General features: G+C 61.3%; 21 protein-coding genes. 15 read left to right on the top strand and 6 right to left on the bottom strand.

Going from position 1 to position 22,684, the window contains the following annotated elements:
* Positions 1-123: 123 nt before the first annotated feature.
* The 10 genes from CGS49_RS09390 to CGS49_RS09435 all read left to right on the top strand — a co-directional run bounded on the left by CGS49_RS09390 (position 124) and on the right by CGS49_RS09435 (position 10,469).
* A complete protein-coding gene (locus CGS49_RS09390; protein ID WP_097802241.1) occupies positions 124-1,206 on the top strand; it encodes an FtsW/RodA/SpoVE family cell cycle protein in 1,083 nt (360 codons plus the stop codon).
* 153 nt (positions 1,207-1,359) lie between these two features.
* A complete protein-coding gene (gene murA / locus CGS49_RS09395) occupies positions 1,360-2,628 on the top strand; it encodes a UDP-N-acetylglucosamine 1-carboxyvinyltransferase (RefSeq protein ID WP_097801583.1) in 1,269 nt (422 codons plus the stop codon).
* A gap of 142 nt (positions 2,629-2,770) precedes the next feature.
* The gene (gene ftsZ / locus CGS49_RS09400; RefSeq protein ID WP_097801584.1) at positions 2,771-3,940 is read left to right on the top strand and encodes a cell division protein FtsZ; all 1,170 of its coding nucleotides are present in this window, start codon (positions 2,771-2,773) and stop codon (positions 3,938-3,940) included.
* A gap of 96 nt (positions 3,941-4,036) precedes the next feature.
* Positions 4,037-4,555, top strand: coding sequence for a hypothetical protein (locus CGS49_RS09405; RefSeq protein WP_097801585.1), 519 nt, complete (start codon positions 4,037-4,039; stop codon positions 4,553-4,555).
* Positions 4,556-5,032: 477 nt separating this feature from the next.
* Complete coding sequence (locus CGS49_RS09410; RefSeq protein WP_097801586.1) at positions 5,033-6,217, top strand: M20 metallopeptidase family protein; 1,185 nt, start codon at positions 5,033-5,035, stop codon at positions 6,215-6,217.
* Entirely contained in the window at positions 6,214-7,239 is a 1,026-nt protein-coding gene (locus CGS49_RS09415) for a methionine ABC transporter ATP-binding protein (protein WP_097801587.1), read from the top strand. The genes CGS49_RS09410 and CGS49_RS09415 overlap by 4 nt, the downstream gene beginning before the upstream one ends.
* The gene (locus tag CGS49_RS09420; protein ID WP_097801588.1) at positions 7,236-7,904 is read left to right on the top strand and encodes a methionine ABC transporter permease; all 669 of its coding nucleotides are present in this window, start codon (positions 7,236-7,238) and stop codon (positions 7,902-7,904) included. The genes CGS49_RS09415 and CGS49_RS09420 overlap by 4 nt, the downstream gene beginning before the upstream one ends.
* A 71-nt stretch (positions 7,905-7,975) precedes the next feature.
* Entirely contained in the window at positions 7,976-8,869 is an 894-nt protein-coding gene (locus CGS49_RS09425; RefSeq protein ID WP_097801589.1) for a MetQ/NlpA family ABC transporter substrate-binding protein, read from the top strand.
* A gap of 125 nt (positions 8,870-8,994) precedes the next feature.
* The gene (locus tag CGS49_RS09430) at positions 8,995-9,987 is read left to right on the top strand and encodes a hypothetical protein (protein ID WP_143405845.1); all 993 of its coding nucleotides are present in this window, start codon (positions 8,995-8,997) and stop codon (positions 9,985-9,987) included.
* A gap of 104 nt (positions 9,988-10,091) precedes the next feature.
* Positions 10,092-10,469, top strand: a complete 378-nt coding sequence (locus tag CGS49_RS09435) for a hypothetical protein (RefSeq protein WP_143405846.1) — start codon at positions 10,092-10,094, stop codon at positions 10,467-10,469.
* A gap of 70 nt (positions 10,470-10,539) precedes the next feature.
* Here CGS49_RS09435 and CGS49_RS09440 read toward each other — a convergent pair whose 3' ends face one another.
* Positions 10,540-11,472: a carbohydrate kinase family protein gene (locus CGS49_RS09440; protein WP_097801592.1), complete on the bottom strand. Its 933-nt coding sequence runs from the start codon at positions 11,470-11,472 to the stop codon at positions 10,540-10,542.
* Between the two features lie 166 nt (positions 11,473-11,638).
* Between CGS49_RS09440 and CGS49_RS09445 the strand changes: the two genes are divergently transcribed.
* The gene (locus CGS49_RS09445) at positions 11,639-12,265 is read left to right on the top strand and encodes a DUF6796 family protein (protein ID WP_143405847.1); all 627 of its coding nucleotides are present in this window, start codon (positions 11,639-11,641) and stop codon (positions 12,263-12,265) included.
* A gap of 106 nt (positions 12,266-12,371) precedes the next feature.
* On the opposite strand, the gene CGS49_RS09450 is transcribed toward CGS49_RS09445, so the two are convergent.
* Positions 12,372-13,328 (bottom strand): pyruvate kinase, encoded by a 957-nt coding sequence (locus CGS49_RS09450; RefSeq protein ID WP_097802242.1) that lies wholly within the window; start codon positions 13,326-13,328, stop codon positions 12,372-12,374.
* Positions 13,329-13,413: 85 nt separating this feature from the next.
* On the bottom strand, positions 13,414-14,298 hold the full coding sequence (locus CGS49_RS09455) for a LysR family transcriptional regulator (protein ID WP_097801594.1): 885 nt from the start codon (positions 14,296-14,298) through the stop codon (positions 13,414-13,416).
* 151 nt (positions 14,299-14,449) lie between these two features.
* Here CGS49_RS09455 and CGS49_RS09460 point away from each other — a divergent pair, with 151 nt between their 5' ends.
* Positions 14,450-16,435, top strand: coding sequence for an FAD-dependent oxidoreductase (locus CGS49_RS09460; protein ID WP_097801595.1), 1,986 nt, complete (start codon positions 14,450-14,452; stop codon positions 16,433-16,435).
* Positions 16,436-16,509: 74 nt separating this feature from the next.
* Here CGS49_RS09460 and CGS49_RS09465 read toward each other — a convergent pair whose 3' ends face one another.
* Positions 16,510-17,055, bottom strand: a complete 546-nt coding sequence (locus tag CGS49_RS09465) for an FUSC family protein (RefSeq protein ID WP_097801596.1) — start codon at positions 17,053-17,055, stop codon at positions 16,510-16,512.
* Positions 17,056-17,287: 232 nt separating this feature from the next.
* Entirely contained in the window at positions 17,288-19,288 is a 2,001-nt protein-coding gene (locus CGS49_RS09470) for an FAD-dependent oxidoreductase (RefSeq protein ID WP_097801597.1), read from the bottom strand.
* Positions 19,289-19,464: 176 nt separating this feature from the next.
* Between CGS49_RS09470 and CGS49_RS09475 the strand changes: the two genes are divergently transcribed.
* From CGS49_RS09475 to CGS49_RS09485, 3 genes are all read left to right on the top strand, one after another.
* On the top strand, positions 19,465-20,298 hold the full coding sequence (locus tag CGS49_RS09475) for a MerR family transcriptional regulator (protein WP_097801598.1): 834 nt from the start codon (positions 19,465-19,467) through the stop codon (positions 20,296-20,298).
* A gap of 121 nt (positions 20,299-20,419) precedes the next feature.
* Positions 20,420-21,001 carry a RelA/SpoT domain-containing protein gene (locus tag CGS49_RS09480; protein WP_143405848.1) on the top strand — a complete coding sequence of 194 codons (582 nt, stop codon included), beginning with the start codon at positions 20,420-20,422 and terminating at the stop codon, positions 20,999-21,001.
* Positions 20,976-21,206 carry a DUF6718 family protein gene (locus CGS49_RS09485; RefSeq protein ID WP_097801599.1) on the top strand — a complete coding sequence of 77 codons (231 nt, stop codon included), beginning with the start codon at positions 20,976-20,978 and terminating at the stop codon, positions 21,204-21,206. Before CGS49_RS09480 ends, CGS49_RS09485 begins: the two co-directional genes overlap by 26 nt.
* An 84-nt stretch (positions 21,207-21,290) precedes the next feature.
* On the opposite strand, the gene CGS49_RS09490 is transcribed toward CGS49_RS09485, so the two are convergent.
* Positions 21,291-22,682 (bottom strand): alanine/glycine:cation symporter family protein, encoded by a 1,392-nt coding sequence (locus CGS49_RS09490; protein ID WP_097801600.1) that lies wholly within the window; start codon positions 22,680-22,682, stop codon positions 21,291-21,293.
* Positions 22,683-22,684 lie beyond the last annotated feature (2 nt).

Here is a 22,684-nt window from a genome sequence, read left to right on the forward strand (position 1 = left end):
CTAACCATCCCGCCGCCTGCGTACAATAAAGGAACGGAGGTGATGGGGATGGAACTGCAACGGGCTGCCCACGCGCTGCCCACTCGCCCGAAGCGCCGCCTGCCGCTACGTGTGCTGCCCGCCATGGACCTGCCCTTTCTGGTGCTGGTGCTCACGCTGGTGGGCTTTGGGCTGGTGATGCTGTGCAGCGCCAGCAGTGCGGTGGCACTGTACCGGCGCGGCGATGCCTTTGCCTACGCCCGGCCGCAGGTGCTGTATGCGGCGCTGGGCATTTTTGCTATGTGGGTGGCCAGCCGGGTGGACTACCATGTGTACCATAAACTGGCCTGGCCGCTGCTGGCCCTTTCGCTGGTGCTGCTGGTGATCGTGCTGTTCATGCCGGAGTATAACGGCTGCAAGCGCTGGCTGGTGCTGCCGGGCCTTGGCACCCTGCAGCCCAGCGAGATCGCAAAATTTGCGGTGGTGCTGGTGTTTTCTCACATCATCTCGCTGAACCATGACCGCATGGGCAGCTTTGCGGTGGGGGTGGTGCCCTTTGTGCTGGTGCTGGGGGTGGTGGCGGTGCTGATGCTGCTGGAGCCCCACCTTTCCGGCACGCTGCTCATTTTAGGCATCGGCGCGGTACTCATGTTCGTGGGCGGCACCGGGCTGCGGTGGTTCGTGCTGGCGGGCGTGGGCGGGGCCGCTGCCATCGGGGCGGCCATTGTCATCATGCCGGACCTTGTGCCCTACGCGGCCAGCCGCCTCAGCTCCTGGCTGGACCCATTCGCCGACCCGCTGGGCGACGGCCACCAGACCATTCAGAGCCTGTACGCCATTGGCAGCGGCGGCGCGGCAGGGCTGGGCCTTGGCAACAGCCGCCAGAAGCACCTGTTTGTGCCCGAGCCGCAGAACGACTTCATCTTTTCCATTTTGTGCGAGGAACTGGGCTTCGTCGGGGCCTGTGCGGTGATCGTATTGTTTGCCCTGCTGCTGTGGCGGGGCATCACGCTGGCAGCCCACGCGCCGGACCGCTTCGGGGCCCTGCTGGTGGTGGGCTTTGTGGTGCAGGTGGCGCTGCAGGCCGTGCTGAACATGGCTGTGGTGACGAACACCATCCCGAACACCGGCATCAGCCTGCCGTTTTTCTCCTCCGGCGGCACCAGCCTGATGATGCTGCTGGGAGAAATGGGCATCGTGCTTTCCGTCTCCCGCGGGGAGACATAAAAACCCACTCCTTTCCACCGAAACGGCGGGAAAACGGGAGAAAAACAGGACAAATGATCGGACAAATAAAAACGCGCATTCTGCCCGCCCGACGGACAAAACGCCCCCGCTCCGCATAGCATGAGGTATCTTTTGCGGAACGGGGGCATTTGCATGGCAGGAGACTTCATCATCACGGGCGGGCGGCCGCTGAGCGGCACGGTGCGCATCCCGGCGGCGAAAAACAGCGTGCTGCCGCTGCTGGCAGCCACCATTTTGTGCAGCGGACCGGTGCGGCTGCGGAACGTGCCGCCGCTGGCCGATGTGGACACCAGTCTGCGGCTGCTGCGCGGGGCAGGCGGCGCGGCCTGCCGGCAGGGCGGGGATGTGCTGGTGGAGCGCGCGCCCACAACCTGCAGGTTGGACGCGAAGGCTGCGGCGCAGATGCGGGCCTCCATTTTGTTCTGTGCGCCGCTGCTGGCGCGGCTGGGCCGGGCCGAGACGGTGCTGCCAGGCGGCTGCCGTATTGGGGCAAGGCCGGTGGACCTGCACCTTTCCGGGCTGAAAGCGTTGGGCGCGCAGTGCCGGGAGGAGGGCGAACGGCTGATCCTTACCGCGCCCTCCGGCCTGCGGGGAGCGGACATCACCCTGCGCTTCCCCAGCGTGGGCGCGACCGAGACGCTGCTGCTGGCGGCGGCCACGGCCCAGGGCAGCACCACCCTGCGCGGGGCCGCGCGGGAGCCGGAGATCGCCGACCTGGCAGCGTTTCTCTGCCGCTGCGGGGCCAGCATCCGGGGCGCGGGCACCAGCACCATCCGGGTGGAAGGGCGGCGTACCCTTGCAGGCTGCACCTTTGCACCCATGGCGGACCGCATCGTGGCGTCTACCTACGCCTGCGCCTGCGCGGCGGCAGGCGGGCGGGTGGAACTGACCGGCTGTGCACCCGCCACCTATGCGCCGCTGCTGGAAATTCTGGCACAAATGGGGTGCAGTGTGGAATGCGGGCCGGAAACTGCAGTCATTTCCCGCTTTGGGGCGCTGCACGGCGTGGGAAAAGTATTCACCGGGGTGTACCCGGCACTGGCCACCGATGCGGCCCCGCTGCTGGCAGCGGCAATGCTGACGGCAAGGAGTGAAAGCAGCATCGAAGACGTGATCTTTGAGCGGCGGTTCGCCTGCGCCGAGGGCTTTGCGGCCTTTGGCGGGCGGGTGGAAACGGCCGGGCGCACCCTGCACATCGCCCCGGCACGGCGCCTTTCGGCCGCCGAGGTGCGCGCGCCGGACCTGCGGGGCGGGGCAGCGCTTGTGATCGCGGCGCTGGTGGCAGAGGGCACGAGCCGGGTGCGCGAAACCGGTTTCATTGACCGGGGCTATGCCGATTTTGCGCGCAAGCTGGGGCAGCTGGGCGCTCAAATAACACGGGAAATGCGGCCCGGGGCGTGAGAAACGAAAAAAACACCTTCAAAAAACCAATTTTGACTTGCAATCAGGGCCAAAAGATGATACGATACAGTTATATAAGTGTAGTAAGAGAAACTCTGCGCACTGCGCAGTTCTGCGATAAAATCCGATGGAGGACAAAGTTATGGCACTGATGCTCGACGAAGAAATGGACGAAAACGTTACGACGATCAAGGTGATCGGCGTGGGCGGCGGCGGCGGCAACGCCGTCAACCGCATGGTGAGTGACGGCCTGCAGGGCGTCGAATTCATCGCAATGAACACCGACCAGCAGGCTCTGGCCAAGAACCATGCTGCCACCAAGGTGCAGCTGGGCTCCAAGCTGACCAAGGGCCGCGGTGCAGGTGCAGACCCCGAGATCGGCCAGCGCGCCGCGGAAGAAAGCAAGGACGAGATCGCAAATGCCCTCAAGGGTTCGCAGATGGTCTTCATCACCGCCGGTATGGGCGGCGGCACCGGCACCGGTGCGGCTCCTGTGGTGGCCGAGGTGGCCCACGACCTGGGCATCCTGACCGTCGGCATCGTCACCAAGCCCTTCTCCTTTGAGGGCAAGCGCAAGATGGGCCTGGCCGAGCAGGGCATCGCAAACCTGCTGATGCACGTGGACAGTCTGATCGTTATCCCCAACGAGCGCCTGAAGATGATCAGCCAGGAGAAGATCACCCTGATGAACGCCTTCCAGGCTGCCGATAACGTGCTGCGTCAGGGCGTTGAGTCCATCTCTGCCCTGATCAATGTGCCTGCCTTCATCAACCTGGACTTCGCCGACGTGCGCTCTATCATGAAGGATGCGGGCTACGCACACATGGGCGTGGGCAGCGCAAAGGGTGCCGGCAAGGCGGAGAACGCCGCCAAGGCTGCCATTTCCTCTCCGCTGCTGGAGACCAGCATTGCCGGTGCACACGGCGTCATCATCAACATCACTTCCAGCCCGGACATCGGTCTGGAGGATGTGGAGACCGCAGCCGGCCTCATCACCCAGAGCGCACATCCCGATGCGAACATCATCTGGGGTACTGCGTTCGATGAGAACCTCTCGGACGAGATGCGCGTCACCGTCGTGGCCACCGGCTTCGACAACAAGAGCGCCAGCGACCTGCGCAACAGCATCAACAACGCCATGGGCGGCGCACAGTCCACCCCGTCGGCTGTCTTCAGCAGTGAGACCGCAAGCCCGGCCCCCGCTGCACAGACCGACGCGGCTGCATCGGCTGCTGCAAAGCCCGTGGAGGAAGATAACAGCGACAACGGTTATTACGACCAGCTCATGGCGATGCTGAACAAGCGCCGCTGAGAGCACGGCAGTCACGACCTCGGTAGACGCCTGTGAAGGAGCAGTGCGGGAAAGTCCGCTTGCCCTGCGGCACATCGCATGGAACGGAGGGGCATCATGGCGCAGATATGGCAGCAGAACAGTGCTTTGCGGTCGCGCTATGCCCAGCCGACCCTGATGCCGACGGCCCAGGCGGTGAACACCCGGGTGGCCTGCGAACAGCTGGAGCAGATGGCCCGCAGGCTGGAAGCGGCCCAGGCCGAGATCCGGCGCTATCAGACCCGTCTTTTTGCCTGTGAGCGGCAGATGATCGCTCTGCGGCGGGAAAATGCGGAACTGGAAGCGGCCGGGGAGCAGGCCCGCACCGAAGCAGAGCAGACCGCCGCCCGCGAGCAGGCGCTTTTGCAGCAGTTGCAGGCTGCCGAGCAGGAAGCGCCCCAGCCCGCGCCGCCGGAGGTACTTTCCGCACCGGAGACACCGGCAGCTCAGCCGGAGCCGGTGCAGGCGGAAGACGTCCAGCCGGAACCGCAGGCTGCGGCCCAGCCGCCTGCCGAACCGGAATGGCAGCCGAAGACCGAACTGGAACATCGTGCCGCAGAGCTGATGAACTGGTTCGACCAGATGATGGGCACCTGACCGGGAACGGGCGAATACATAATAAGATCAAAAGCTGCTGCAATGGCAAGAACGCTGTTGCAGCAGCTTTTTTGCGCCCGGAAAAGCGGAAAAGAGGACAAAATGAGTCTGACTTTGCAAAAAGAGTCCACGGAGATGGGGACCGACCGTCGAAAGTGACAAAATGAGTGGGAAAGTTGGAAAAATGGTAAAAACCTATTGACGAAATAGGAAAGTGGGGATATAATACAGCCATCACCTACAAACCTACAAGATTGATGGAGAAAGGAGCGCGCACCATGATGATGGAATACGGAATGTGTTGCTGTCGAATGTCGGGTCGCCGGGCATGGAATGCATACGGGGAAAACAGACTGTGCGCGCAGAAAGGGGCCGGAGGGCTCTATGGGTGAACAACCGCCTTTGTATCGTATCTGCCCGGAAGCTGAACATTCGGCTCCCGGGTATTTTTGTATCAGGAAAAGAGAGGTTTTGAAGATGTCCATCACACAGAAGGCTCTGGCCGAACAGGATTACATCATTTCGCTCCGGCGCGATTTCCACGCACACCCGGAGATCAGCCTGAAGGAATACCGCACCGCACAGCGCATTGAGGAAGAACTGGACAAGCTCGGCATCCCCCACCAGCGCAGCGGCGAGACCGGCGTCTACGCTGAGATCAAGGGGGAGCGGCCCGGCACCGGCATCATTGCCCTGCGGGCCGACATCGACGCGCTGGCCATTACCGAGACCCACGAGGTGCCCTATAAATCCCAGACGCCCGGCGTGATGCACGCCTGCGGCCACGACTCTCACGCCGCTGCCCTGCTGGGCGCGGCGAAGCTGCTGGCCGCCGAGAAGGCAAACTTCGGCGGCACGGTCCGGCTGTTCTTCCAGCCCGCTGAGGAGATCGGCAAGGGCGCGAAGGAGTTCATCCGGGACGGTCATCTGGACGGCGTGCAGCGGGTGTTCGGCCTGCACGCAGCCTCCGACCTGCCGGTGGGTACCATCGGTGTGACGGCAGGCTCCAACAACGCCGCGGTGGACGGCTTCAAGATCATCGTCCACGGCGTCAATGCCCACGTCTCCACCCCGCAGCTGGGCGCAGATGCCCTGTATGTGGCCAGCCAGATCGTGGTGGCGGCACAGGCTCTGACCACCCGCCGCCATGTGCCCACCGAACCTATGGTCATCGGCATCGGCACCCTGAACGCCGGTACGGCCTATAACATCGTGGCCGGTCACGCCGAGCTGGAAGGCACCACCCGCACCCTGACCCCGGAGACTCGCGCCGCTGTGCGGGAGCAGATCGACGCGCTGGCAAAACAGACTGCCGCCCTCTACGGCGCGACCGCCGACGTGGAGTGGACCGACATCACTCCCGCCCTCATCAACCCGGCCGACTTCAGCGCCGACGTGCAGGCGCAGGCCCGCAAGCTGGAAGGCGTGAACGTCATCACCAACCGCCCCGTCTCACTGGGCGGCGACAACTTTGCCGAATACCAGCAGAAGGTGCCCGGCGTCTATGCCTACCTCGGCACCCGCGACCCGGAGAACCCCAACACCGCCCTGGCCCACCACAACGACGGCTTTGACCTTGGCGAAAAGGCCCTGCCCTACGGCACGGCCCTGTATGCACAGGTGGCCCTGTGGTGGCTGCAGGAAGGAGCAGAGCAGGCATGATCGAATTTTCGCATCTGAACAAGACCTTCGTCAGCCGTGCCGGAAAGGTGGAAGCCCTGAAGGACGTGAGCCTGACTGTGGAGAATGGTGATATCTACGGTGTCATCGGATTTTCCGGCGCGGGCAAATCCACCCTCATCCGCATGGCGAACCTGCTGGAACGGCCCGACAGCGGCAGCATCAAGGTGGACGGGGTGGAGCTCACCGGTCAGACCGAAGCCCAGCTCATCCCGGTGCGCCGCAAGATCGGCATGGTGTTCCAGCAGTTCAACCTGCTGGAATCCCGCACCGTGGCCCAGAACATTGAAATTCCCATGAAGCTGGCGGGCATCGCATCGGAACAGCGCGCCGCCCGGGTAAAAGAACTGCTGCAGTTTGTAGAGCTGAGCGACAAGGCCAACACCTACGTCAGCCGTCTTTCCGGCGGTCAGAAGCAGCGCGTGGGCATCGCCCGTGCACTGGCCCTCTCGCCTTCCATCCTGCTGTGCGACGAAGCCACCAGCGCTCTGGACCCTCAGACCACCGAGTCCATCCTCGCCCTGCTGAAAAAGATCAACCGGGAGCTGGGGGTCACCATCCTGCTCATCACCCACCAGATGCAGGTGGTGCAGCGCATCTGCAACAAGGTGGCCGTCATGGAAAACGGCCGCATCGTGGAGCAGGGCACCGTGCTGGACGTGTTCGGCAGCCCCAAACAGGAGATCACCCGCAGCTTTGTGCGGGCCATCATTCAGGATGAGGTGCCCCAGAGCATCCAGAAGATCGTCAAGGCCGACGGCAAGGGCGGCAAGATCGAAAAGCTCAAGTTCGTGGGCAACACGGTCAATGAGCCGGTCATCGCCGAGATCTGCCAGCAGAGCGGTGTGGAGGTGAACATCCTCTGCGCCAGCGTGCAGGAGATGCAGGACAGCGTGATGTGCGTGTTCCTGCTGCGGCTGCTGGGCGAGGAAAGCGCCATTGCCGCCGCCGAAGCCTTTATTGATAAGACCGGCGTTCTGCGGGAGGAGGTCGTGCTGAAATGAAACAGAAAATCTTTGGCGTTACCGTGGCAAAGCTGACCGCCAGCTTCGGCCAGACCATCTACATGGTGGGGCTGTCGCTGTTCTTCGGTGCCATCCTCGGCATCCTGCTGGCGCTGGTGCTGGTGCTGTGCCGCAAGGGCGGCCTGAAAGAAAACCGCATCGTCTACGGCATCGTGAGCACCTTTGTCAACATCGTGCGCAGCGTGCCCTTCGTCATCCTCATCGTCACCATCATGCCGCTGACCCGTGCCATCATGGGCACCACCATCGGCAGCACGGCGGCGCTGGTGCCGCTGATCTTCTACATCAGCCCCTACATGGCCCGTCTGGTGGAGAACAGTCTGCTCGAAGTGAGCGACGGCATCATTGAAGCCGCCCGCGCCATGGGTGCCACCACCTTCCAGACCGTGTGGAACTTCCTTCTGCCGGAAGCGCTGGGCTCCATTGTTCTGGCGCTGACCACCGGCACCATCGGCCTGCTGGGCGCATCCGCCATGGCCGGTTACGTGGGCGGCGGCGGCATCGGCGACCTGGCTTTGACCTATGGCTACCAGAAGTTCAACACGCCGCTGATGATTTTTACGGTCGTCATCCTCATCATCGTGGTGCAGCTGCTGCAGGCACTGGGCAACGGACTCTCCCGCTGCCTGCGCGAACACAACTAAGCTTTGCGTCCGGCCTGTCATTGGGAACAGGCGGACTTAAAAATTGAGAAAAAATTAGAGGGGAATTTACTATGAATACTCGTAAGATCAGCCGCAACTCCTTCCTGAAGCTTACCGCTGCGGGCCTCGCAGCTGCCGCTCTGGCGGCCTGCGGTGGCAGCAGCGCTTCCACCAGCACCGCATCCTCTGCTGCGGCTTCCAGCACCGCTGCCGACAGTGCAGCCGCCGGTTCTGCGGGCACCATCCGTTACGGCAAGTCGCAGGGCCCCTACACCGAGCTGTTTGAAGCTGCCATCGTGCCCATTCTGGAAAAAGAGGGCTACACCGTGGAGGGCACCGACTTCTCCGAACTGCTGACCGCCGACATCGCCTTGAACGACGGCGAAGTGGATGTGAACGTGGAGCAGCACACCGCCTATGCTGAGAACTTCAACGCCAGCTACAACGGCGATCTGACCCCCATCAGCCCCATTCCCACCGTCCCGGCGGGCATCTTCTCGGACACTCACACCAGCCTGGACGAGATCGCCGACGGTGCCAAGGTGGCCGTGCCCAACGATGCTTCCAACACCGCCCGTGCCTATGTCCTGCTGCAGAAGGCCGGTTGGATCACGCTGGACAGCAGCGTGGATCTGGCCGTGGTCACCCAGGACGACATCGTGGAGAACCCCCACAACATCGAGTTCACCGAGATGGCCAGCCTGAACATCCCCAGCGCCCTGCAGGACTTTGACTATGCGGTCATCACCGGCAGCATCGTCTACAACGCCGGCATCGACGCTTCCACCGCCCTGCTCACCGAGGACGTGCTGCCGCAGCTGATCCTGCAGGTGGTGGTGAAGAAGGACAACGCCGACACCGACTGGGCCAAGGCCATCGTCGCCGCTTACCACTCCGACGAGTTCAAGAAGTACATGGACGAAAACAACAACGGCCTGTGGTACATCCCGGATGAGCTGAAGTAAGCGCGAACCATTCCGAATGCAAAACTCCGAAGTGCACTTTCCCATAGGGAAGGGCGGCACTTCGGAGTTTTTTGCTTGTAAAAGCAGGGAACCTGTGGTACGCTGAAAATGGAGGTGGGATGCAGATGCCGGAAAACGAAAAAGGCGCATTTCTCACGGACCTGATCGGGGAATACCATCGGGAGAAAAACAAGCAGAGCCTTGCGAAGGACTTCAAAAAGAACAAGCAGAAGGACGTGAAAGCGTTCCTGTGCGCGCTGGGGCTGGGCGATGTGCTGGAAGCGTTCAAACGCGAGAAACAGGGCAAAAACATCTTCTGGTTCTACGAGGAAGAAACGCCGTGGGTCAAGGCCGTTCTTGCGTCGAAGGAAGCGTGGTGCAAATGCGTCCGGGAGCAGCGCTGCCGGGACATGACCGACCGGGACGCCATAGCGCTCTATGAAACGGTGGCGGCCATGCTGCGGCGGCGGGGCTTTGCGGGCGAAGCGCTGCAGGATGCGCTGGCCGTGCTGTGCGTGAAGCTGCGGTATCCGGTGCGGCGGCTCAACGCCCGCATCGATGCGCTCCAGCAGGCGCTGGAACGGGTGCGGCGCTTTCTGGTGGAGCCCCACTGGGAGCTGCCCGGCTCGCTGAACGACGAGCTAGAATGGCTTCGGTATGTGGAAAACGACCTGCAGGAGCGGGTCGGAGAGTACGCGCAGCTTTACCGGCAGATGCGGGAGCTGCGCGGAGACGAACTGCAGGCGCTGGGCGAGGAAGAAGCACTGTCGGGCGAAGGGCAGGAAGCGCTCTGGGCAGAGGAAGAAATTTCTAACCGCACATGGGAAATTTTCTGTGCATTGCCCGAAGCCAGAGAACTGCTGGCACAGGAAGATGCCCTTGCAACAAATGCGGGCACTGCTGCCGAAAAGAAGCTGAAAAAAGGCGATGCAAAGGCCCTGCGCAAAAACCGCGAAAAACAGGTGGAACTCTACCGGCAGGCAGAGCGGAAGGCGCGGGCGCAGATGGCCGCACAGATGGGAGCGCAGCTGCCCAGCACACCGGAAAAGCGGGGGATGCCCTCGGCAGAGCTTTTGAAGCGGGCACTGGAGTGCTGCAGGGAGGAACGGCAGGGGTAAAAAAGTGGAGAAGATTTTACCCAATTCCCAGTGGCGGGAAAGGGTGCTATACTATGGGTCAGAAGGCGGCCGCCTTGAAAAAACAAAATCAGGAGGATACGTCTATGGCAAAGGTAAAGCCAATCTCGCTCCTTTATATTGATGGAATTCGCGGGGTCACCCAGAAACACAAAAGCGGGGAGCGCCGTCACCGCAAAAAGGACGGCACATTCGTGGAGCCGCTGGGCTTCGGGAACGCGAAGGAGTATACCCCTTCCGAATACTGGCTCTCATACGAGACTGGAGAGGGCCGGGGAAGGGTGCGCATTGACCGCTACTTCAAAGAGCGGCGGAAAAAGCTGACGCCCGGCCGACGGCAGAAGCTGGAAGCCGCCATGCCGGACGAAGTGCAGCTCACAGAGTGCACCGTGTATGGCCAGAAGGTCGTCACCGTCTCGGAGGCAGACATGGACCAGTGGTGCGCAGACGCCGGGATCAAATAAACAATACACGAGAAAAAAGACAGAGGAAGCGCAGAAAACTTCCTCTGTCTTTTTCTATATGAGACGAAACTCAGTCCACCACGGGGATATCCAGGCCGAACTCCAGCGGGCGGAACCGCGGGCAGACGTTCTCGGTGATGCAGATCACCGAAGCAGCCAGGCGGCTTCCGATCTCGCAGGCTTCGGCCAGGGTCTTGCCGTAGGTCAGGCCGATGGTCGTGCCGGCGAAGAAAGCGTCGCCCGCGCCGGTGGTGTCGATGACGTCCACCTTCTTGGCGGGCACGATGCCGCACGCACCGCCTGCACAGGCGTAAACGGCACCCTGGCCGCCCATGGTCACCACCATGCTGGGGATGTTGGCACTGTGCACGTTGGAGGCCAGCACCTTGCACATCTCGTCCGGGGAGAGATGGCCGTAATCATCCGAGAACAGCAGCCCGGCTTCCTGCTGGTTGCACACAAAGCAGTCGATCTGCTGCAGGAAATCCCGGCGCTCCATGGCGATGCTCATGTTGGAGATGGCGGCAAAGACCTTTTTGTGGTACTTCTTCGCGTAGTACAGCACCTGCTTGACCGTCTCTTTTTCCAGGTCCAGCTCTAGGGCGATAGCGTCGCAGTCGGCAAAAATTTCGTCGCCCTTTTCCTTCAGCAGGCCGGTCAGCGGGGTGGTGTCCGGCCGCTTGGAGATGGCGGCGTGCACATCGCCGTCGTTGTCAAAGATGGCCAGCCAGGTGCCCATGCCGTCCGGCACGCGCTGGATGTACTGGGTGTTCACCTTGTGGTTCTCCAACTTGTCGATGACGTCCTGGCCCATGCCGGTGTCGTCCACCAGGCTGACGAAGGTGGGCCGCAGCTCCACGTTGGCAATGTCCTCCACCACATTGCGGCTCACGCCGCCGTGCACCTGCTCGATGCGGCCGGCATTGCGCCCGCCCGGGATGTAGGTGGAAAGGGGGTAGCCCTTGATATCCACAAAAACGGCTCCAAGTACAACGATTCCCATAAAAACGACCTTCCTGCTTCAATAATTTACCGTTATTATACAGGATATTGCCGACAGAATCCATCCCTTTTCCCGAAAATATCCGAAACCCCTTGCGCGGCGGGGCGTTTCGTAGTATCCTGATAGAAAAAAGTTAGCTGCATATAACCACTGAGGAGGAACGACCATGTCATTGACTGCGATCAAGATCTGCCTGCTGCTGGGGGCCATCGGCCATGTGCTGTGCCGCCACTGCGACTGCATCATCACCTACACGCCGGGCGGCCGGTTCGATTTCGGGATGCTGCAGGACAACACGAAGATGGCGGCGCTGTTTGAGAACGCCCCGCTGAAAAATCCGCTGGTGTCCATCCTGCTGGGGGTCGCCAGCATGACGGTGGAACTCCTGGGCTACCTGGCGCTGTGCAGCTGGATGCAGCAGTTCTCGCCCGTGGCGGCCAGGATCATGCTGGTGTGCACGGTGGTCATGTTCGTGCCCGGCGTGGTGCACCATGTGTTCTGCGGCACGGTGGAATGGTTCTACATCCGCCTTGGCCGCACCGAGGAAGCCCGCCAGGTGATCCTGGAATTCTTCAAAAAGACCATGTCCACCATGCTGGCCTGCTTCGTAGGTTTTCTGGTGTTCTCGGTGGTGCTGCTGGTGATGGTGGCCATGGGCCTGACCGCCCTGCCGCGCTGGGCCTGCCTGCTGAACCTGCTGGTGCTGTTTGCAGTGATGGCCCCGTTCCGCATCGTGGGCACGCTGAACATTGCGGGCGCACTGATGCTTGCCGGGCTGTGCATCCTGCTGTAAAAGGCGGGGCAAAACGCAAAAACAAAGAAGCATCCGCTGCCGTTTCTGAGGCTGCTCAGGCACAGAAAGGCAGCGGATGTTTTTTTGCAGGGTATGTTCCCTGCGCTCAGCTCAAAGCGGTGCGTGCCGTGCGCACCAGATATTCCATGGCCTGCACGGGGTACTGTCCGGCGGCGGTCTCGCCGGTGAGCATCACGCTGGCTGCACCGTCCAGCACAGCGTTGTAAATGTCGCTCACCTCGGCCCGGGTGGGCACGGCCCGGCTGCACATGCTGTCCAGCATCTGGGTGACCACCATGAAGGGCACCCCGGCGGCGCGGCAGGCGGCGGAGAGCTGCTTCTGGCAGCGGGGCAGCTCCCACAGCGGCATGGCGTTGCCCAGGTCGCCCCGGGCGATGACTACCTCATCCACGAGGGGCAGAAGTTCCGGCAGGGCCTGCACGCCGGTGAGGTTCTCGATCTTTGCAAAGATGCGGATGCCGTCAGCCCCAGCGTCCTGCAAGGCCCGGCGTAGAGTGCGGATATCCTCCGCGCCCCGCACGAAGGGCAGCATCACCCCGGTGACGCCGCACTGCTTTGCGATTTTCAGGTTCTGCAGGTCTTCTTCGGTCAGGGTGGGGGAGGGCACCGTCAGCCCCGGGGCTGCGATGCTCTTGCGGCTTTGCAGCACGCCGCCCCGCAGCACCGTGCAGGTCAGGGCGTCCGGTGCGGCGTCGGTCACCTGCACCAGCAGTCTGCCGTCATCCAGCAGAAGCTGCTGTCCGGGTCTGCAGGCAGCGGCCAGCGCGGGCGGGCACCCCACGCCGCCGCGGCCCAGCCGCAGGGGGCCGCCCTCCGGCAGGGTCAAAGGCTGCGCCAGCCGACCCGTGCGCAGCTCCGGCCCCTGCAGGTCGATGAGCAACTCCCGGATGCCTGCCGCCCGGATGAGGGACAGCCAGTCGGCGTGCTCGGCCAGCGACCCGTGGGAAAGGTTCATGCGGATGCCGGTCATGCCGGCTTCCACCATCTGCCGCAGGGTCTCCGGCTGGGCGCAGGCCGGGCCGATGGTACCGTAAAATTCCAAAAAGATCACCTGATTTCCGTCGGTTTTGATAAGATTATTGTAGCACGAACTGCCCGGCATGAAAAGAGCTGTGCGCTGCCGGGGGTCACACGGCCTTCAGTGCGTCCTTCAAAAAGCCGCACAGCAGGTCGGCACAGGGGTGGCGCGCCTGTGCCGGGCAGAGAAAGGCCGAACAGATCGGCGGCATCCCTTCCAGCACCACATCTTTGGCGTTGTCCGTCTCCCGTGTGGAACTGCTCTCAAAGCGGTTCAGCGCAAGGCAGTTCTGCTCCTGGGTCTGGTACAGCACCTGATAGAATTTTTCGCCGATCTCGAGTTTGGGGTGGGCGTCAGCGTCCAGAAATGCCTGCCACAGCGGGCGCAGAGCGTCCGGGTCAAAGCCCGGCACAAAAAGGGTCTCGCCGTCCAGCTCGGCAGGCGAGATGGCCTGCCGCTGCCAGAACCGGCTGCGGCGGGAGACCAGCAGGGCCGCCGTGTGCTTCGTCAGTGCGGTGCGGGCCAGCACGGCGGCACAGCTGCCCAGGTCCATCACAAGGCCTGCGTCCAGCGCGCCACTTTGCAGCTGGGCCGGGACTTCGTCGTTGGCAAGGGAAGAAACTTCCAGCGGGATGCCCGGGTACCGCTGCCGGAAGGCTTCCAGGGCGTCGCCCAGCGGGGGCAGGTAGTCCGGCACCAGCGCCACGCTGATGCCCAGCCGCAGCGGCGGGGCCTGAATGTCCTGATAGGCCTGCGTACACATGCGGTCAAACTGCTCCACCACCGGCGCGGCCTGCGCCCGGAAGCGCTCGCCTTTTGCGGTGAGAGCAAGGCGGTTGCGGCGGTTTGTGAACAGCGGGCCGCACAGTTCTTCTTCCAGCGCGGCGATGCTCAGCCGCAAAGCCTGCCGGGACAGATACAGCCGCCCGGCGGCGTGGGTGTAGTTCAGATCTTCGCACAGGGCGAGAAAATAGCGCAGCTGCTGGATGGTCATGGCGGTCCCTCTCAAAACGCAAGTTTTACTTGATACCTATAAGGATATTATATCTTCTTTTCCTTTGCTTGTAAATGTGATAAATTTAACAAGAAAGGCAAAGAAATTTTGCTCATACGCACAAAAGAAGAAAAGGAAGGAATCACACACCATGGAAAAGATCTCCCGCAAAGGCTTTCTGAAGATCGCCGCCGCAGCCGCCATGAGCGGTGTCACCGCAGCCGGTCTGGCCGCCTGCAACGCTGCCGGCAGCTCCACCGCTGCTTCGTCCGGTGCCGCTGGCATCTACACCCCCGGCACCTACACCGCCACCGCCAAGGGCATGAGCGAGATCACCGCCACCGTCACCTTCGACGCCACCAGCATCACCAAGGTGGAGCTGGACCTCTCCGGCGAGACCGACAGCATCGGCCAGGCCGCCAAGGATAAGCTGATCGAGCAGGTGCTGAACGCCCAGACCAGCCAGATCGACGGCGTGACCGGTGCCACTGTCACCAGCAAGGCCGTGCAAAACGCCGTGGCCGACTGCATCCAGCAGGCCAGCGGCGGCGTCATCAACCCGGCCCAGCAGCCCACCGAGGAAGCTTCTGCCACCGCCGACTGGCTGGGCGAGGAGCCCGAAGTGGCCGAGAGCGATATCAAGAGCACCGTGGACTGCGAGGTGCTGGTGGTGGGTGCCGGTTCTTCCGGCTGCTTTGCCGCTGCCGCCGCTGCCGAGGCCGGTGCCAAGACCATTCTGATCGAGAAGTTTGGCCACGACATGGCCAGCGGCATCCGCGACACGCTGGCAGCCTGCGGCTCCAAGCAGCAGCAGGAGGACGGCGATGACGTTGCCAAGAAGGACGCCGTGCGCTACCTGTGCGACTGGAGCCAGGGCTACACCCGCCGCAGTCTGGCCCAGGTGTGGGCAGACCGCAGCGGTGAGACCGTCGACTGGTTCACCGATGTGCTGGCCGAGAGTGGTGTCAGCTTCCGTCATGAGATCGATGAAAAGCGTGACAACGATAACTACAAGGCACTGGACGTGGGCCACAGCACCCAGTATCAGGATTATGATGAGCATCTGACCATGGATGCCGTGCTCAAGCACGCTGAGGCCGACGGTCTGGAAGTGCAGTACGAGATCACCATGGTCAAGCTGGAAAAGGATGGCGACCGCGTCACCGGCCTGATCGCCAAGAATGCGGATGGCGAGTATGTGCGCTACAACGCTTCCAAGGGCGTCATCCTGGCCTGCGGCGGCTACAGCGGCAACGACACGATGATGAACGCCCTGCAGCCCCAGAGCGTGGAGCAGACCTGCATCAACTACTCCAAGCCCGGTGCCAAGGGCGACGGCATCAAGGCCTGCCTGTGGGCCGGTGCCATCATGGACACCACCCACACCTCCATGATCTTTGACCGCGGTGCCATCAAGCCCGACCAGACCGGCGAGTACGGCAAGGCCAGCGACGGTGCCCTGTTCTGGATGGGCAGCCAGCCGTTCCTGAAGGTGAACCTGAACGGTGAGCGCTTTATGAACGAGTATATGCCCTACGATCTGGTGCTGCATGCCGCCGCCAGCCAGCCATACCACACCTACTGCACTGTGTGGGACAGCAAGTATGCCGAGGACTGCGAGCGCTTTGCCACCCATGGCTGCAGCCGCCTGTATCCCCATGTGAACGGCACCGACCCGGTGTTCCCGATGGGTTACATCCAGATGCTGAACGCCGACCTGCAGGAGCAGGGCTACATCGTGGAAGCCGACACCATTGAGGAACTGGCTGAAAAGCTGGGCCTGCCGGTGGACACCTTCACTGCCACTGTGGACCGCTACAACGAGCTGGCCGCCAAGGGCGAGGATGAGGACTTCGGCAAGGAGGATTACCGCCTGTCCACCCTGAGCGAAGCACCCTTCTACGGTGTGCGTCAGGCCGGCGGCTACCTCATCTGCACCATAGACGGCATCCAGATCGACGACAACATGCACGCCATCGACCACGACTTCAAGGCCATCCCGGGCCTGTACGTCATCGGTGACATGAGCGGCAACTACTTCTCCGGCAGCTACCCCTGCCTGATGGCCGGTGCCGCTGCAGGCCGCAGTGCCACCTTTGGCCGCTTTGCCGGTCAGAACGCCGCCGCAGGTATCTGATAAGTTTCCTTTCGAAAAAAAAGCGATAACAAAAGATGGGCTCCGCCGTTTTCTGGCAGAGCCCATCTTTTTGCTTATTTTGCCGCGCCGATGCGCTTTTTAAAGCCCTCCCACAGGGCGACCACCCGCTCCCGGGGCAGGAAATAGTTCACCAGCAGCGCGACGATGACGCCGATGGTGGTGTCCAGAATGCGGTTCAGTGCGTAGCTGACGTAGGTCTCCACCGGGGTGGAGTAGAGCACGATGCACAGCACCACCCCGCCTGGCTGCACGCCGCCCGGCCAGAAATACTGGCACAGCAAAATCAGAATGACGGTGGCGATGCCCAGCAGCACGGCCAGCAGCATGCTGTGCCCGCCCTGCGGATAAAAGTGCAGGTACACCCAGAACACGGCAATGGACAGCAGGCCGCCGATCAGGGTGCCGAACAGGCGGTTGCCGCCGTTCTTGATGGAATCCGGCATGTCGGTGCCCATGCCGAAGATGACGCCGATGCAGGCAAAGGCCGGGTTGCGGCCGATCAGGCAGTAGACCATGGCCACCAGCATGGCCGTGACCGAGGTCTTGATATTGCGCCAGCCCACATGCAGGCGGAAATCCGAGCGCGGAAATTCAGGCATATCCATTCCTCCCCAAAGCAAAACTGAACAGATACTAAGAATCTTTGCTTGTATACAATAGCACGAACGCAGGCCCGCTTCAAGAGAAAAATGCCGAAATTCCACGAAAAATGCAAAAATGAAGGCACGGCAGCCCTCCCTTGCGGAGAAAGCTGCCGTGCCTTCTATGAGAAAAAAGAAAAAAGAAGAAAGAAAAAAGAAAAAAGCTTTAGAGAGTCAGCCGGTCAAGAGCTCAGATGCCCTCGGTGGCTGCAATGCGGCCTGCGCGGCGGCCGAAGGTAACGGTACGGCCGCAGGCTGCGCCGGTGGACAGGTTGGGGTAGGTGCCGGAGAAGTATCCGCCGGAGTCGTTGCCCACAACATACAGGCCCGGGATGGGGTCGTTGTTGGTATCCACGGCGTTCATGTTCAGGTCAATCTGAATGCCGTCCATGGTGCACAGGATGTAGCCGGTGTTCTTTGCGCCGTAGAAGGGAGCAGTGCGGATGGCGCTCATGCGGTGGGCTTCCTTGCCGAAGTCCTCGTCCACGCCCTTGTCGTACAGCTCGTTGTAGCGCTCGACGGTTGCTTCCAGCGTGTCAGCGGGCAGGCCCAGCTTCTCAGCCAGCTCAGCAATGGTGTCGCACTTGAACACGAAGCCGTTCTCCACCAGACCCGGCAGCATGCCGCTCTCAACAGCCTGATAGGGAATGTTGGGGTCCGCATTGTTCGGGAACGGGAACATGCGGCTGCAGCCATGGGTCTTGAACTCCTGAATATAGGTTGTCCAATCGGAGTCAAAAATGGTATAATGGCAGTGATCCTTGTTGAACTCGTCGGCGTGCAGGATGCCCTCGTAGGTGCCGGACTCGTTGAAGAAACGCTCGCCCTTGGAGTTGACCTTCAGGAACGGCTGGCTGCCCATCCAGAAGAAGCCGCTCTCGCCGTTCTCGGTCTGCTCGCGGCCGGGCACTGCGTCGGGCTTCAGGGCGGCGCGGTCGAACATCATCATGCTGTGGGTGTCATCAAACTTTGCGCCCACCCAGATGCAGGCCTTGATGCCGTCACCGGTAGCACCGGGGATAGAACCGTTGCGGCCCACGATGGCCAGATTCTCCGGCTGCAGGGCTTCCATCATGTCATAGTTCAGGGAGTAGCCGCCGGTGCAGATGATAACGCCCTTGGAAGCGTTGATGCGGATGTACTTGCCGTCCTCGTTCTCAGCGATGACGCCGACCACGCGGTCGTTCTCCTTCACCAGCTCCACCATGGGGGTGTTGTACATGAACTCGACGCCGAGACCCGTGGCATAATCGGTCAGGACCTTTGCACCGTTCAGGGTCTCGCCGGTGCCGTCGTCGGAACCGGTCCAGCGGGGAGAGTGGCCGGTAGCAAAGTGAATGTAGCGGTCGCCGTCGTCGTCGCCGCCGGCCTCGTGCCACAGCTCCACGCCGCGGTCAGCCAGACGATCGCCGTACCAGTCGATGGTCTCAGCGGACTCCTCGCAGAACAGGCGCACCAGGCGCTGGTCGATGTGACCGGCTGCGATCTTGGTCATCTCGGTGATGTAATCGAACTTGTCGATCTTGGTGCCCCATTCCTTCTGGTAACGGCTGTCGATGGCGCCCAGGTCGTCGCGGATGCCGCCGCTGGTCACCTTGTCGATGACCAGGGTCTTTGCGCCGTTCTCGGCAGCGCTGCAGGCTGCAAACAGGCCGCCCGTGCCGCCGCCGACCACCAGAACTTCGGTCTCGAAGGTGTCCACGATGTCGCTGTCAGCGATGACGGGAGCGGTGCCCAGCCACTTCGGGGTGCCGTCGTCCACGGTCTCGGTGGGCTCGTCGGTGGTGGCCAGACCCATGGCCTGCTCAATGCAGCTTGCGGCTGCCTTCTTCACGGCCTTGCTGGTGATGGTGGCACCGGAAATGCTGTCGATCTCAGAGCTCTGGGCGGCCATCAGTGCTTCCTGGAAGTCCGCAGCGGAATCCACCGCCAGTGCGATGGTCTCCTTGGAGGTGTCCACCTTCACTTCGGTGATGGCACTGTCGCTGAAGGTCATGGTGACGGTCACGGCACCGGTACCGGTCTCGGTAGCGGTGTAGGTGCCCGGGGTATAGATGCCCGCGTTGCCGGAGGCAGCAGGGGTGCTGTCTGCCTTTCCGTTGTTGCAGGCAGCCAGACCGGCAGCCGTCACGCCGGACATGGCAGCCGCCGCAGCGACTTTCAGAAAGCCCTTACGAGAGAGTTTTTCCATGTTGTTCTCCTTTTTCTTCTTGGTACTTCAAACAAGTCGTCAAACTTCCTTCGTGAAAAGTTTAACTTTGCCATATTTTAGTTTACACCTGCGGCAAAGACACAGGTCAAGAGGAAAAACGTAAAATATTTGTCAAACGATGTTGTATCCCACAAAACGAAAGGAGCATTCCTGCCATGTGTGCACGCTTCCGAGACCCGGCCGCCCAGAATTATGCCATCGGCGATTTCGCGAAAAAGGCCGGTGTATCAACGCATTTTCTCAAGTTTTATGAGGAAAAGGGCATCCTTCACCCCCGGGTGCAGGAGAACGGCTACCGCTACTATGATATCCGGGACGCCAGCCTTGTGCTGGAGTGCTTCCGCATGAAGAACATGGGCCTTTCGGTGCGGCAGATCGAAAAAGGCATCAACGACTGCACCGAGCAGGAAGTGGCCGAAATGCTGCAGCAGCGGGAAAACGTGCTCCAAAGCCAGCTCCACGAGCAGCAGATGCACCTGCAGGGCCTGCAGAACCTGCGGGTAGCCCTCAGGTTGTGCGAGCAGGGCGAGTGGAGCGTGCGCACCGTGCCGGACGTGTGGTACCTGCCCCACACCATTGGCAAGGAGTTCGTGCAGGACAGCCGCATCTACGACCAGCTGCCCCAGTGGCTGGACTGGATGCCGGTGGTCACCTCGGCACAGATCGCGCGGGGCAATGACGCCCATGCCGAGCGCATGGAGTGGGGCCTGGGGCTGGAGCAGGCGGAAGCCGCACAGCTGGGCTTTGCGCCGCAGGAACCGGCCCAGCTGCTGCATCTGGGCCGTGTGCTGGAAATTTATTGCTCCTGGGAGATCCCGGCAGAGCATGGCTCCGAGAAGGGCTTATACCAATACTGTATGGAGCGCGCCCGGGCGCTGAACCTCGTGCCGGAGCCGGTGATGTTCCGCCGGGTGTTCTGCTACACCGAAAAAGGCGGCACAAAGCAGGTGCACAATGTGCTGCGGGTGCCGGTGAAGATGGCGGAGTAAAATATTTGACGATTTCCCATTTGTTTCTATGGCTTGACACGGATGTGGAATCAGCGTATCTCTTACAATAAGATCAAGAACGGCAGAACAGGAGAAGATGGGATGGGACTGCTGGAAATAAATGGGTTGTCGCTGGAAATATTATCAGAGCCAGCTGAAGAAATCTCTGAAAAATAACCTCAACGCATTTGAAAAAGAATCCCTGCTGCAGGATGCATTTGCTGCGGCGGAATGGTTTGATGCCAGCAAGGCGCTCGGAGAGGTCGCGATAGATTACCGGGTCAAATCCGAGGAGTCGATTTGTTCAAAGTACGAAAGGTACTACCCGGATCGCCCGGTGCTGAAGGTGTTTAATGACCTTCTTGGCTTCCGTTCCCTTTGCGCTTCTTATGAGGAAGCTTTGGCATTGTGCGTGCCGCAGATCAAAGTGATCGATATGTCACACGGAAAAGCAAAGGACGATGGATACCGAGGGGTTCATCTGTATTACCGGAAGGATAACTTCCATTATCCCATTGAGATACAGATCAACACGTTTCTGGACCGACAGCTGAACGATTGGCTGCACGACTACGTTTACAAAAAGGCGCATCCGGCAGAGGTGGGCGAAAAAATGCGGCAGCTGTACGAACAGGGGCAGATCACAAATTTGGAAGCATTTAAGGAGGCGCTTGAAGATGTGCTATCTGATCGCCAAAAATAAAAACGGACATGGGTGCTATGCATTGAAAACGGCGCACGGCAAGGCCCTTGTGGAATTGAAGCGCGGGCTGAATAAAGAAGCTGTGCCAAAAGGGGTGCAGCTGGTAACGATCAGTCGACCGAATGCATACGGCGAATATGCGCCGTATCATTTTGTGAAGGATGAAGCGGAATTTGCACATGCCGTCCGTGCGCTGTGCAAATAACAAATAAACAGAAAAAACGAGCGCACTGTGGATCACGCATGAAACACAGTGCGCTCGTTTTTTATTGGAATAAATTGGGAAAGCTTACCCTTCCGATGCAAAAAATTCTTTGGTCAGCTTGACCACCGTGCCGGAAAGCAGCAGCAGCGCGATGAGGTTCGGGATGCTCATCAGGCCGTTGAAGGTGTCGGCGATGCTCCACAAAAGGCCCAGGTCTACCGTCGCACCCAGAATGGACACGAAGGAGTAGACCACGAAAAAGGGCTTTGCCACCTTGTCGCTGCGGCACAGGAACACCAGGAACCGGGAGCCGTACAGGCCCCAGCCGATGATGGTGGAGAAGGCAAAGCAGCACAGAGCAACAGCGGTGAAGATGGAGGCCCAGCCGCCGTAAGTGGTGGTGAAGCCGCTGATGGTCAGCTCGGCACCGGCAGCGGTGCCGTAGTTCACGGTGGTGCCGCTGCACAGGATGACCATGGCGGTCAGGGTGCAGATGACGATGGTATCGGCGAACACTTCAAAGATGCCGAACATGCCCTGCTTGGCCGGCTTTTTGGTGTCGGCGCAGGCGTGGGCGATGGAACCGGTGCCGAGGCCTGCTTCGTTGGAGAAGATGCCGCGGGAGACGCCCTTCTGCATACTGACGAACAGGCTGCCGATGGTGCCGCCGGTGAAGGCGGCCGGGTTGAACGCGCCCGCAATGATGGACTCGAACACATAGGGCAGGCGCTCAACGTTCAGCACCATGACGCCCAGGGCCAGCACGATGTAGAACAGCGCCATGAAGGGCACCAGCTTCTCGCTGACGCTGCCGATGCGCTTGATGCCGCCCAGCAGCACCATGGCCACCAGCATGGCCACCAGGATGCCCACCACAAGGTTCAGGGTGGAAAGGGCACCGCCGCCCACCACGCCGTATTCCAGCAGGGCGGTGTCGATGGCGGCCACGATGGTGTTCACCTGGGTGGCGTTGCCGGTGCCGAACACGGTCAGCACGCCGAACAGCGAGTAGAGCACGGCCAGGAACTGCCAGTTTTTGCTCAGGCCGTTTTTAATGTAGTACATGGGGCCGCCCACCCACTCGCCGGTCTCGCTGCGCTCGCGGTAGTGCACGGCCAGCGTCACTTCGGCAAACTTGGTGCACATGCCCAGCAGCGCCGAACACCACATCCAGAACACGGCACCCGGGCCGCCGATGGCAATGGCACCCGCCACACCCGCGATGTTGCCGGTGCCCACGGTGCCGGCCAGTGCCGTGCAGACCGCCTGAAACGGGGTCATGGCACCGTCGGAAGCGTCCTTTTTGCGGAACATGCGCCCGATGGTGGTTTTGATGGCGTAGGGGAATTTGCGGATCTGCAAAAAGCCCGTGCGCACGCTGAGCAGCAATCCCACACCGATGATGCACACCATGGCGGGGATGCCCCAGATAAAGCTGTTGACCGCCTGATTGACGGCCGTGATCGTTTCGATCATGA

It is taken from the genome of Faecalibacterium langellae, assembly GCF_002549775.1.
Classification (GTDB): Bacteria; Bacillota; Clostridia; order Oscillospirales; family Ruminococcaceae; genus Faecalibacterium; species Faecalibacterium langellae.